This window comes from Sphingopyxis sp., assembly GCF_034380315.1.
In the GTDB taxonomy this organism is placed as follows: domain Bacteria; phylum Pseudomonadota; class Alphaproteobacteria; order Sphingomonadales; family Sphingomonadaceae; genus Sphingopyxis.
In genome coordinates, this window is sequence record NZ_JAXMPB010000002.1 from 141,099 (window position 1) to 153,476 (window position 12,378).

The following is a 12,378-nucleotide window of genomic DNA, read 5'->3' on the forward strand; positions in this document are numbered from 1 at the left end:
CACAGGCTCATTCTCGCTGGCTCGAAAAAGTCCCATTTTGAATTTGGTTTAACATCATGTCTGAAGCAACCGTCACGACCTCGCCTCCCCCTATCGAACGATTGCGCGCTATCATGCGGCAGTTACGCAATCCCGATGGCGGTTGCGAATGGGATCTGGCGCAGGATTTCGACACGATCGCTCCCTATACGATCGAGGAGGCTTATGAGGTTGCGGATGCCATCGCATCGGGGAAGCCCGCGGCTATTTGCGACGAGCTTGGCGATCTGTTGCTTCAGGTTGTCTTTCACGCGCAGATAGCGACCGACAAGGGACTGTTCGGCTTTGACGATGTCGCCGACGCGATTTCGGACAAGATGGAACGCCGCCATCCGCATATCTTCGGCAATTGCGATACAGCCGATGTCCGTCAGCAATGGGAAGCGATCAAGGCGGCCGAACGCGACGCAGACGGGCCGCAAAGTGCACTCGCCGGCGTGGCGCTGTCCCTTCCCGCATTGCTACGCGCGCAGAAACTGCAGGCACGAGCGGCCCGGGTCGGTTTTGACTGGCCCGATAGCGAAGGGCCACGCGACAAGATCGCCGAAGAGCTGGGCGAGATCGCTGCTGCGCGGAACGACGCGGAACGCGAGGAAGAGGTCGGCGACCTGCTGTTCGCGGTGGTCAATTATGCGCGCCATCTTGGCGTCGACGCCGAAAGCGCGCTTCGCCGCGCCAACGATAAATTCGCGCAACGCTTCAAAGCCGTCGAAGCACGCGCCGGGACCGAATTGCCAGATTTGTCGCTCGACGCGCTGGAAGCGCATTGGCAGGCGGTCAAGACGTCGGAGCGTCGCTAGCCGGCCATAGCCGCCGGAAGCGCGCCCGGTCGGCTGGGTCCAGCCGGACGGTCAGAACATGCCCGTCCCGATCGATATCGTCGGCAAGCACGTCGCCGCGCGCGTGAAGCCACGCCATCGCATCGCCCTGATCAAAGCGTAGGAAAATGCGCGTCAATTCGTGACGGGCCGTCAGTTCTGCCGCCATCAATGCTCGCGCCTGCTCGACGCCTTCACCGGTTTCGGCCGAGATGACCGCAACGTCGCTGCGTCGTCCCGCCATTTCCTCTATGTCCGCGCGGCGGTCAGGTTCGGCGGTATCGATCTTGTTCCAAATCTCTATCTGCGGAACTGCCGATATCGGGGCGTCGTCCCCATGCCCATCGGTCGGCCCATTGACGCCGAGCGAGTCCAGGATCGCGCGAACATCGTCGTACTGCGCCTCGCTGTCCGGGTGGACGATATCCCGGACATGGACGATCAGGTCCGCCGTCGTCACTTCCTCCAGCGTCGCACGGAACGCCGCCACCAGCTCGGTTGGCAGGTCGGACACAAAACCGACCGTGTCGGACAGAATGGCCTTGTCGATACCAGGCAGGCGAATTTCACGCATCGTGGGGTCCAGCGTTGCGAACAACATATCTTCCGCCATGACGTCACTACCCGTCAGTCGGTTGAAAAATGTCGATTTTCCGGCGTTGGTATAGCCGACCAGCGCGACAACGGGCCATGGTGCACGCTGCCGCTTGGCACGCTGAAGCTGGCGCGTCCGGCGCGCATCTTCCAGTTGGCGGCGAATACGCGCCATCCGGTTGCGAATCATCCGGCGGTCGGCCTCGATTTGCGTTTCGCCGGGGCCGCCCAGAAATCCGAACCCGCCGCGCTGGCGTTCGAGGTGCGTCCAGCTACGCACGAGCCGCCCGGCTTGATAATCGAGGTGGGCCAGTTCCACCTGCATCCGCCCTTCGGCGGTCGCCGCACGTTCCCCAAAGATTTCGAGGATCAGTCCCGTGCGGTCGATCACCTTCGTGCCGAATTCGGTTTCCAGATTGCGCTGCTGAATCGCGGTCAGCGCGGCATCGACGATCACCAACTGCACCCCGTGCGCGGCGATGTCGGGCTTGATCGCTTCGATCTGCCCAACCCCGATCAGTGTTGCCGCCCGCGTCTGGCGCAGCCGCAACGGGTGCACCGCAGCCACCTGAAGCCCGATGGCAATCGCCAGGCCGCGTGCCTCTTCCGACCGGGCCTCCAGATCGCGCGACAACCGCTGGCCATGCCATTCCGGCACGACCAACAGCGCTGCAGCGCCGCGCGTGACTTCGCCTTCGCTATTGTCGGTCATCGGTCATCACAGGAAATGGTCAGGCGTCGTCCCCGCCGGCTTCGTCGCCATCGCCATTGTCGGTCAGGTTGATCGGGCCATTCGGCTGGACCGTCGAAATGGCATGCTTATAGACAAGCTGCACCTGCCGCTCACGCTCCAGCAACATACAGAACAGGTCGAAAGCCGCGATGTCGCCTTGCAGCATCACGCCGTTCACCAGAAACATCGTTACCGATTCATCGGACCGGCGTACGGCATTCAGGAACACGTCCTGAAGCGCCTTTCCTTTCGGTGGCGGCGGATTGTGGACGGCGTCGCCCAGCAGTGACAGGTCGAAATCATGCGAGGGCATGATCGTCGAGATCGCATGCTTGTAAACAAGCTGCGATTGGCCGTCGCGACGGAGCAACAGCGAGAAATTGTCGAACCAGGTAATAATTCCCTGCAGCTTCACGCCCTTGACGAGGAACATCGTCACGGGGGTTTTGCTGCGGCGCAGGGCGTTAAGGAAAATATCCTGGAGATTCTGATTCTTGTCGGACACATTGGCCTCCTGTTCTTGGCGGCAAAGCCGCAATGCGGTGCCGGTTTTCCGGCTGCTTAGACCTTCTTCGCATTGGCAATATGCGGCAAAGCAAGATCAAGGTCTAGCGTAAAGCCGCTACCCCTCCCCCTCTGAACTCTCCGTCAGCCCCAATAGTTTCAATTTCCTGTGCAAAGCCGAGCGTTCCATGCCGATAAATGCCGCCGTGCGGGAAATATTTCCTGAAAAACGATTGATCTGAATACGTAAATACTCGCGCTCGAAATTCTCTCGCGCCTCCTTGAGCGGGATTGCCGTGATCGATTCGCTGTTGGGCAGGATATCCGTTCCGCCGCGAACCAGTTCGGTCGGCAGCATATCCAGATCGATCCGCGACAGGCGTTCACTCGGTGCGAGGATCATCACCCGCTCGATCACATTGCGCAATTCACGGACATTGCCTGGCCATTCATGCGCCTGTAGCGCGGCCATGGCCTCTGCACTGATTTCCGGCGGCGGCGCGTGGCGATCGGCGGCATAGCGGCGGATGAAATGATCGCACAGGCTGGCGATATCGTCACGGCGCTCCCGCAACGGCGGAATATGGACCGGCACAACGTTCAAACGATAGTATAGATCCTCGCGAAACCGGCTCTCGGTGATTTCGGTCATCAGGTCGCGTGCCGACCCCGAAATGATCCGGACATCCACGCGGATCATCGTGCGTCCGCCCACGCGGGTAAAACTTTGATCGGTCAGGACCCGCAATATCTTGCCCTGGGTCGTCAGCGGCATGTCCGCAACCTCGTCCAGGAAAAGCGTCCCGCCATGCGCCTGTTCGAGAAGACCGACCCGTATCGAACCATCGTCGGCCTCGGCGCCGAACAGTTCAAGCTCTACCGTTTCCGGGTCCATGCGCGCCGAGGATATGACACGGAAAGGCGCATTTTGTCGGCCGCTCCAACCGTGCAGCACACGCGCCGCAACTTCCTTTCCGACCCCCGGCGCCCCGGTGATCAGAACGCGGCTTCCGGTCCCGGCGACACGCTTTAGCGTGGCCCGGACATTGTTGATCGCGGCGCTGTTCCCATTGAGTTCGTCGGCAGGGCCCGCCTTTTCACGCAGTTGCTCATATTCGAACTTCAGCCGTTCATTCTCGGTCGCGCGCGCGACAAGATGCAGCAATCGTTCGGCCTCGAACGGCTTTTCGATAAAGTCGAATGCCCCCCGCCGGATCGCGGCGACCGCCGTGTCGATGCCGCCGTGCCCGGAAATGACGATGATCGGCAGCGTCGGATCGAAGGCCTTGATCGCTTCCACGAGGCCAAGCCCGTCAAGCCGCGATCCCTGAAGCCAGACGTCGATCAGGGCCAGCGACGGGCGCCGCTGACGTATGGCCTCCAGCGCGGCGTCGCTGTCCGACGCGGTGCGGGCTTCATAGCCTTCATCCTCCATCACCCCGGCGACCAGGTCACAAATGTCGCGTTCGTCGTCGACGATCAAAATATCAAGCGCCATATTCTTCTCTGTCTTTCCGGTTGCGTACCCGCCCCGGCACCGATTCCACCTGCCCCGCCATCAGATCTCCCCCCTTGCCCGCAAGCGGACGAAGCCGGTCGGGATAGAGCGTCAAGGTCACGCAGGTTCCCTGACCTGCCGAGTTGTCGGAAAACTCCAGGTCGCCATAATGTTGCTCGACGATCTTCTTGACGATGGCGAGTCCCAGCCCGGTCCCGCCCTGGCGGGTCGTCATATAGGGCTCGGCGATGGCGTCGCGCGCCTCGGGCAATCCGATCCCATCGTCGGTGATCCGGATCACCATTTCTCCCCGCTCGCCCAAATCGAGTTCGGCGTGAATATGGCCGATCGGCGCTACGTCCGATGCTTTCGATTTTTCTTCGATCGCTTCGACCGCATTTTTGACGATGTTTGTCATGGCCTGCGACAGAAGGCGGCGGTCGCAGACCAGCGGTTCGATTTCGGTCGGCGTCTGGACGCTGAACGCGATCTCGGGCTTTGCGACCTCGAACAGGAAGACGGCCTGGCGAAGAATGTCGCGGACGTCCTCTGCACCGAATGTCGGCTTGGGCATGCGAGCAAAACTCGAAAATTCGTCCACCATGCGCCGCATGTCGTGCACCTGGCGGATGACCGTATCGGTCAGCTTGCGGAAGGTTGCCTCATCGCCTTCGACCTTGTTCCCAAACCGCCGCTGAAGCCGTTCGGCGGCAAGCTGAATGGGGGTCAGGGGGTTTTTGATTTCATGCGCGATGCGGCGTGCCACATCGGACCATGCGGCACGGCGTTGGTCCAGAAGCTGCTGGGTGATATCCTCGAAACTCAGGACAAAACCATCGCCTTGCGCCACGGCCTTGGCCGCCAGTGTCGCCGGTTCGGCGTCCTTACGGACCAGCTGGACGATCGCTTCATGCTCGTCGCTTTCGAGCAGGCGCGCGAGTTCGGGCGCGACATCGGCAAGCGCCTGACCGGTCAAGTCTGCCGCGCTCTGGCCGATGAGTTGTTCGGCCGCCGCATTGGCCAGCAGGATGCGGTGCCGGGCGTTCACGGACACGACGGCCGACGACACGCCGCTGAGGACCGCCTCGATAAAGCTGCGCCGAGCCTCGAGCTGTTCGTTCACGCTGACCAGCGCGCCTGTCTGGCCTTCCAATTGTTCGGTCATGCGATTGAACGCACGGGTCAGCACCGAAATTTCGTCGTCGCGCGCAGGCGGCGTCACCCGAACGGACAGGTCACCGCCCGCCGCGGTGCGGGTCGCTCCGATCAGCGTTCCCAGCGGCCTGACGATGCGGTCGGCGACCACGATCGCGGCGATCACCGCAAGCGCGAGCAGCAGCAACGAGCCAAGATACAGGGCTCCGTTGAACTGAAGTTGAAGCAGTTGCGAGCGCTGAAACAGGTTGTTGTAATCGGCAAGAACGGTTCGCGCGCGCACCGATTGCTGGAATCCCGGGACATTGAAATCGCGCGATGCATAAAGATAGGCGCGGCGCGTTCCGGGCAGCCGCGATACCGCCTCGATCCGGTCGGCTTGACGAAGGACGACGACGTCCTCGCCAGCATCGAGCCGCGCAACCATCGCGGGCGACAAGCGGTTATCGGCCGCGCGATTGTCGGGGTCGATCGCCGCAGCCGTACGCGCCACGCCGTCTTTCCCGATTTCGATCACCGCCGATTCATTGAGATTCCGGATCACCACCTGCTGGAGGTAGAAGTTCGAAAAACCCGGATCGTCGGTCGATCCTCGCTCGATATAGCGGCCAATATCGGTGGCCATCGCAATGGTATTGGCCCCGACTTCGCGCTGGTTCTCCTGATAATAGCCTTCGGCCAGGCTGGCGGCATTCTCGAACATTCCGCGCGAACGGTCCGAAAACCAGAAATCGACGCCAAACTGAAAGAGCAGCGATGCAAAAATCGCGACGAGCAGGGTCGGAACCGCAGCGATCATCGAAAACAGGGCGACCAGCCGCACGTGCAAACGGCCGCTGCCGCCCGCCATCGATCGCACGGCACGCGCCCGCGCCACGCGGCTTCCGACCAGGACGATCAGCGCCATCGCCGGCACCAGATTGGCTACCATGATCGCGGCCACCAGCGCCGGAGTCAGCAGCCTTTCGCTCTGGGCGTCGCCGGTCACGAAAATATAGGTCGCAACGGCGATGCTGATGACCAGCGCCAGCGTATAATATTCGGGCGCGGCAAAGTGCCAGCCGCGTCCGCGCGCGTTTTGCTCGTCGGAATCGCGATCGCCAGCCAAGGATGCGGAGGGCATCATTGTTGCCGTGATACGACAAACCTGTTGCATGGAAAACACAATATGTGGCCGGAGCGCACCATTTGAACGCTATTTGATGTCACTCTGCCCCGACAGGCCGAATTCAGGGGCGCGCGGGGTCGATATCGAGTTGCCCGAGCCGCTTGCGCAGCGTGTTGCGATTGATGCCGAGCCGGCGCGCCGCCTCGAGCTGGTTGCCGCGCACCTCACGCAAGGTCCGGCGTAGCAGGGCCTGTTCGACAATGGCTTCGAGTGCAGCGTGAATATGCCCATCACTTGCCGAGCTCGACAGCGCTTCTCTCGCCCAGTCGTCAACCGCGCGGGCGATCATGTCGGCAGGCGCCAGCGGCAGCACGCCCTCCCGGCTGTCGAGCAACACGCCCTCGACATCGCGGGGCGACACCATGGTGTCACGCGACAGCACCGCCAGCCGCTGGACCACATTGCCCAGTTCGCGGACATTGCCCGGCCAATCATGGCGTTCGAGAATCTGCATGGCGGCAGGAGAAAACTGACGATCGGGAAGACCGGATGCGCGGCCTGCATCGACGAAATGGCGAACGAGGGCCGCAATATCGCTCCGCCGATCGCGCAGCGGCGGCAGCGTCACGGGAATGACATTGAGCCGATAGAATAAATCTTCGCGGAAACGACCATCGGCGATCAGCGCGCGCATGTCGCGGTGCGTCGCAGCGACAACGCGCACATCGGCCTTGAGCGACTGGCTGCCCCCCACGGTCGAATATTCATTGGTTTGCAGGACGCGAAGCAACCGCGTTTGCGCTTCCAGCGGCATGTCGCCGATTTCATCGAGGAACAGCGTGCCGCCAGCGGCCTGTTCAAACCGCCCGGCGTTGCGGCTGTGCGCGCCGGTAAATGCGCCCTTTTCATGGCCGAACAACTCGGCCTCGATCAGTTCGCGCGGGATGGCAGCCATATTGATTGCAACGAAGGGGCCGTTTCGCCGCAGTCCGGTGGCATGGATCGCCCGCGCGACAACCTCCTTGCCCGTGCCCGATTCGCCAAGGATCAGAACGGCGAGGTCGTTCGATGCGAGCCGAGCAATCGTGCGGTACACTGCCTGCATGGCCGGCGCCCGTCCCACAAGTCCGTGGCTGTCCGCCGGGGTCGGGGGGACGCGCGCGGCCGCCTCCGCGCCACTGCGTTGCAGTGCCGACCGGACGCTGGCGGTCAGTTCCTCGAGGTCAAAGGGTTTGGGCAGATAATCATAGCTGCCGATCCCCGTCGCCCGAACGGCCGTGTCGAGCGTGTTCTGGGCTGACAACACGATGACCGGCGTTCCGGCAACCATGCCCGAACCGGGCAGAGAATCGATACCGTCGCCGTCTGGAAGCACGACATCTGAGATAATCAGGTCGGCCCGATTGTCCGCAAGCCACGCATTGCGTTCGGCAAGGCTGGTCACGGACACGAACCGTCCGCATTCGTCCGAAAGGCTCTCGCGGATGATCATCGCGATCGCTGCGTCATCCTCTACAAGCAGGATCGTCTTGTCGCGGCTCATCCCCCCCTCCCCGTTACGCCGTCGCTTGCGGGCAAGTGCACGCGAAAGCGTGTCCAGTCGCCGTCGCGGACATGCTGGGCCGTCCCCCCCATGTCGCGCGCAAGCTTGGCGACCAGCGCCAGCCCCAGTCCGCGGCCGTCGCGTTTTGTCGTAACGAAAGGAGCGAATAGGTCGCCGCGAATATCTGCGGGAACGCCGGGGCCATTGTCGCTGACACTGACTTCGATCGGCAAGGCGATACGACCGCGACCATCGCCATTATCGATCGACAACCCGTGGCGATAGGCCGTGGTCAGGCGCACGACACCATCGTTCCATCCGCTCAGTACCTCGCAGGCATTGGTCAAAAGATTGATCAATATCTGCACCACGGCGTCATGATTGCCATGCACCAGCGGCAGCGAGGGGTCATAGTCTTCGGCAAAGCGCACGCCCGGAAACTGCCGGGCGCGGACGGTTTCCATCGCTTGATGGATGGGCTGGTACAGGTTGATCCCGGCACAGGAGATCGGCTGCCCCCGCGAGAAATGTTCCATCTGGTCGATCAGGTTGGTGATGCGATCGACTTCGGCACAGATCAGGCTGGTGAAGCGCTCGCCGTCGGGATCGGCCTTTCGCGCCAAAAGCTGTGCTGCGCCCTTTATCCCCGCCAGGGGGTTCTTGATCTCGTGCGCCAGCATCGATGCCGCGGCTCCGGCCGCGCGCCCCGATCGCCCGATCGCCCCGCCCATCAACTCGGTTTCGCTCTGCGAAGGCTGGAGCGCCAGAACACGATGGCCGCTCGCGCCCAACGGGGCCATCTGCATATCGACGAAGATCGATCGGCGACCACCCACCGAAATTTCGGCGCGATGGGCAAAAAGCGCTGATGTCGTGGGGTCCTGCATCCGTTTTCGGCATCCACGGTCCATGGCGATGACGTCATGGATGACCCGCCCGATCATGGCCGATCGCCCGGTGTTGCAAAGCTGCTCCGCCGCGGCGTTGACGAACAACAGCACGCCGTTTCTGTCGATCAACAGGGTGGCAACGGGGTGGGACTGGATCAACTCGTCATGGTCGAACGCTGGAATGCTCGACGTCGGCGCGGTCACGCAGCGGCCTTGCTCAGGAACGGATCGTAAAATTGCTCGAGCGCTTCCAATACGGAGCGGCTGTCGGGAATCTGGTTCACGCGATTGCGGAACTCCGCCGATCCGGGCAGGCCCTTGACATACCAGCCCAGGTGCTTGCGCGCCATATTGACGCCGGTCATCTCGCCATAATGGTCGACCATCGCGCGATAATGCGATGTAATGACGTCATATTGTTCATCAACGCCGGGGTCGGGTCGTTCCGCCTCGCCGCGCAGCGCCGCCATGACCTGGCCCAGCAGCCACGGCCGACCATAAGCCCCGCGGCCGATCATAACGCCATCGGCACCGCTTTGTGCCAACGCCGTCCGAGCATCGTCCGGGGAACAGATGTCGCCGTTGACGATCACCGGGATCGACACGGCCTCCTTGACGCCCCGCACGAAACCCCAATCCGCCGTGCCGCGATACATCTGGTTGCGGGTGCGGCCGTGAACCGTCACGAGCTTCGCACCCAAATCCTCCGCGATATGGGCGAGTTCGGGGGCGTTCAGGCTGTCGTGGCACCACCCCATGCGCATCTTGACCGTCACCGGAACCGACACCGCCTTGACGCAGGCGTCGATCAGCGCGGCGGCCAGCTTCAGGTCGCGCATCAAAGCCGATCCGGCGTCACCGTTCGTGACCTTACGCACCGGGCAGCCCATGTTGATATCGATGATCGCAGCGCCGCGATCCTCGTTAAGCTTTGCCGCCTCGCCCATTTCATAGGGGGTGCAACCGACAAGCTGCATTGAAACCGGCTCCTCGACCGGATCCCATGCGGCTTTCTGGATCGACTGGCGCGTCTCGCGGATCGCGGCCTGGCTGGCGATCATTTCGGTGACATTGAGACCCGAACCATAATAGCGGACAAGCTTGCGGAACGGCAAATCCGTCACGCCCGTCATGGGCGCGAGAATCACGGGATCCGCGATGCTGATGTTGCCGATCTGGATGGGCCGCAGTGGCGCCATGGCGATTGCTTTCGAAAACTGCCTAAATTTTGAGCAGCGCCCTACACGTTAAGCGGCTTTCCCGCAAGGCGGCGCTGCGCTAACCCGCGCGGGACATGCCTGACTCCGTCCCCTCCCCCTTCCCACCGGTCATCGCCGTGCTGCTCGCCGGCGGCACTGGACACCGTGCCGGCTTCGGCCGTCCCAAACAGCTCGAACTGCTCGGCGACAAGCCGGTGCTGCAATGGAGCCTCGACGCCTTTGCGGCACACCCGGCCATATCCGGCGGCGTATTGGTTGCGAATGCTGACGTCATGGCGGCCCTCGATGGCTTGCCCAATGGCTGGAAAACCGCCGAGCCCGGCATCGAGCGCCAACAATCGGTGGATCACGCCCTCCAGTCGCTCTCGGACTGGAGCGACGAGACGCTCGTCTTGGTCCACGACGCCGCACGTCCCGGCCTGACCGCCGCGACGATCGACCGGCTGCTCGCGGCGCTGAGTAGCGCAGAGGCGGTCATTCCGACCCTTCCCGTCCCCGACACACTCGTCCGGCAAGACGCAGGCGAAGCGGGCGATACCGTCGATCGCGGCGCGCTTGCCCGGGTGCAGACACCACAGGGCTTTCGCCTTGGAACGCTGCGCCGCGCCCATGCCGCGGCGGCGGCGACTGGCGCGCCCGCGACCGACGATGCACAACTCGTTCGGCAAATGGGCGTTCCCGTTCAGACGGTGCCGGGCGACGCCCGGCTTCACAAACTGACCTATGCCGAGGACATGACGATCCTCGCCGGACTTTTGGGGCAAGATCGAATGATGCGAACCGCTGTTGGCATGGGATATGACGTCCATCGCCTTGTACCCGATAAGCCGTTGTGGATCGGCGGAGTGGAAATCCAGCATAGTCATGGACTTGAAGGGCATAGCGATGCCGATGTCGCGCTTCACGCGCTGACCGACGCCATTCTGGGTGCCTTGGCCGACGGCGATATTGGCGACCATTTTCCGCCCAGCGACCCGCAATGGCGGGGCGCCGCCTCGCACCGGTTCCTTGCTTTTGCCGCCGACCGTGTTGCGGCGCGCGGCGGGCGGATCGAACATGTCGACCTGACCATCATTGCCGAAGCACCGAAAATCGGCCCGCATCGCCCCGCCATGCGGGCCCGCCTGTCCGAAATTCTTGCCATTCCGCTGGACCGGGTTAGTGTGAAGGCAACAACCACCGAGCGGCTGGGCTTTACCGGCCGCCGTGAAGGGATCGCCGCTCAGGCCGTTGCGACCCTGAAACTTCCGGAGAATTGAGCCGTGCCGCATGACGTCGAAACGCGCCAGACCGCGCGGGAAGAAGCTGCCGACGCCGCCCTGGCGAGCAATCGCGCCGCAGGGCGCAAGGTCGCCGTGGCGGAAAGTTGCACCGGCGGCATGGTCGCCGCTGCCCTGACCGATATCGCGGGCAGCAGCGACGTCTTTACGGCAGGCTTCGTCACCTATTCGGCCGATGCCAAGAAACGCCAACTCGACGTCAGTGGCGAGATATTGGAAACCTTTGGCGAGGTGTCGCTGGCAACGGCCTGGGCCATGGTTGCGGGCGTGCTGGCCAACAGCGATGCCGATGTCGCGGTCGCCATCACCGGCATCGCCGGGCCGGGCGGTGGCACCGAAAAGAAGCCGGTCGGGCTCGTCGCTTTCGCTCGCGCGCTGCGCGGGCAGGATCCCGACGATTATTTCACCCAGCGCGTGCAATTTGACGGCGGTGACCGCGCGGCGATTCGCCATGCAGCGACCATGTTCGCCCTCGACCTGCTGCAGCCCGAAAGGGATGCGCTGCGCCCATCGGAGGATGTCACGCTGCCGGCGTAGCAGCCTGTTCTCCGCCCAGGGCCGGACCATAGAGTATATCGGCCCGCGCCTCGAATGCGGCGATCATCTTTCTGAGCGCCTTGTCGAACATCTGCCCCGCCAGCACCTCGAACATCCGGTTGCGGAACGAGAAATCGACCATGAAATCGACCCGGCAACCGCCCTCGGCGAGCGGTTCGAAACGCCATTCGTTGCTGAGATGGCGCATCGGACCGTCGATATAGCTCACGACGACCTCGCACGGGCGTTGCTTGTGGACGCGGCAGGAAAAGCTTTCGCGTAGCCCCTTGAAGCCCACGATCATGTCGGCAACAGCCTCATGCTCGCTATCGCTGCGAACGCGCAGCGCGATGATCCAGGGCAGAAACTCCGGATAACGCGCAATGTCGGTGACCAGCGCGAACATCTGTTCGTCGCTGTACGGCAGGACGCGGCTTTCGTGATGCCTTGGCAATGCGC

General features: G+C 62.8%; 11 protein-coding genes. 3 read left to right on the forward strand and 8 right to left on the reverse strand.

The window, feature by feature from the left end; all coding sequences use genetic code 11:
- Positions 1-113: 113 nt before the first annotated feature.
- A complete protein-coding gene (gene mazG / locus U0S50_RS03695) occupies positions 114-839 on the forward strand; it encodes a nucleoside triphosphate pyrophosphohydrolase (protein WP_322307419.1) in 726 nt (241 codons plus the stop codon).
- On the opposite strand, the gene hflX is transcribed toward mazG, so the two are convergent.
- The 7 genes from hflX to dusB all read right to left on the reverse strand — a co-directional run bounded on the left by hflX (position 817) and on the right by dusB (position 10,081).
- Positions 817-2,163 (reverse strand): GTPase HflX, encoded by a 1,347-nt coding sequence (gene hflX / locus U0S50_RS03700; RefSeq protein ID WP_322307420.1) that lies wholly within the window; start codon positions 2,161-2,163, stop codon positions 817-819. The two genes, mazG and hflX, sit on opposite strands and share 23 nt — an antisense overlap.
- Positions 2,164-2,182: 19 nt before the next feature.
- On the reverse strand, positions 2,183-2,689 hold the full coding sequence (hfq, locus tag U0S50_RS03705) for an RNA chaperone Hfq (protein WP_322307421.1): 507 nt from the start codon (positions 2,687-2,689) through the stop codon (positions 2,183-2,185).
- A 117-nt stretch (positions 2,690-2,806) separates the two neighbouring features.
- Positions 2,807-4,186 (reverse strand): sigma-54 dependent transcriptional regulator, encoded by a 1,380-nt coding sequence (locus U0S50_RS03710; protein ID WP_322307422.1) that lies wholly within the window; start codon positions 4,184-4,186, stop codon positions 2,807-2,809.
- Positions 4,176-6,464: an ATP-binding protein gene (locus U0S50_RS03715; RefSeq protein WP_322307423.1), complete on the reverse strand. Its 2,289-nt coding sequence runs from the start codon at positions 6,462-6,464 to the stop codon at positions 4,176-4,178. The genes U0S50_RS03710 and U0S50_RS03715 overlap by 11 nt, the downstream gene beginning before the upstream one ends.
- Positions 6,465-6,570: 106 nt before the next feature.
- Positions 6,571-7,992, reverse strand: coding sequence for a sigma-54 dependent transcriptional regulator (locus tag U0S50_RS03720; RefSeq protein WP_322307424.1), 1,422 nt, complete (start codon positions 7,990-7,992; stop codon positions 6,571-6,573).
- A complete protein-coding gene (locus tag U0S50_RS03725) occupies positions 7,989-9,086 on the reverse strand; it encodes a two-component system sensor histidine kinase NtrB (protein WP_322307425.1) in 1,098 nt (365 codons plus the stop codon). The genes U0S50_RS03720 and U0S50_RS03725 overlap by 4 nt, the downstream gene beginning before the upstream one ends.
- A complete protein-coding gene (gene dusB, locus U0S50_RS03730) occupies positions 9,083-10,081 on the reverse strand; it encodes a tRNA dihydrouridine synthase DusB (protein WP_322307426.1) in 999 nt (332 codons plus the stop codon). Before dusB ends, U0S50_RS03725 begins: the two co-directional genes overlap by 4 nt.
- 95 nt (positions 10,082-10,176) lie before the next feature.
- Between dusB and U0S50_RS03735 the strand changes: the two genes are divergently transcribed.
- Together U0S50_RS03735 and U0S50_RS03740 are read left to right on the forward strand one after the other, a co-directional pair.
- Positions 10,177-11,361: a bifunctional 2-C-methyl-D-erythritol 4-phosphate cytidylyltransferase/2-C-methyl-D-erythritol 2,4-cyclodiphosphate synthase gene (locus tag U0S50_RS03735; RefSeq protein WP_322307427.1), complete on the forward strand. Its 1,185-nt coding sequence runs from the start codon at positions 10,177-10,179 to the stop codon at positions 11,359-11,361.
- A 3-nt stretch (positions 11,362-11,364) separates the two neighbouring features.
- Positions 11,365-11,919, forward strand: a complete 555-nt coding sequence (locus U0S50_RS03740; protein WP_322307428.1) for a CinA family protein — start codon at positions 11,365-11,367, stop codon at positions 11,917-11,919.
- Here the strand turns inward: U0S50_RS03740 and U0S50_RS03745 are convergent.
- Complete coding sequence (locus U0S50_RS03745; protein ID WP_322307429.1) at positions 11,903-12,373, reverse strand: type II toxin-antitoxin system RatA family toxin; 471 nt, start codon at positions 12,371-12,373, stop codon at positions 11,903-11,905. The genes U0S50_RS03740 and U0S50_RS03745 overlap by 17 nt on opposite strands.
- Between the last annotated feature and the right edge of the window lie 5 nt (positions 12,374-12,378).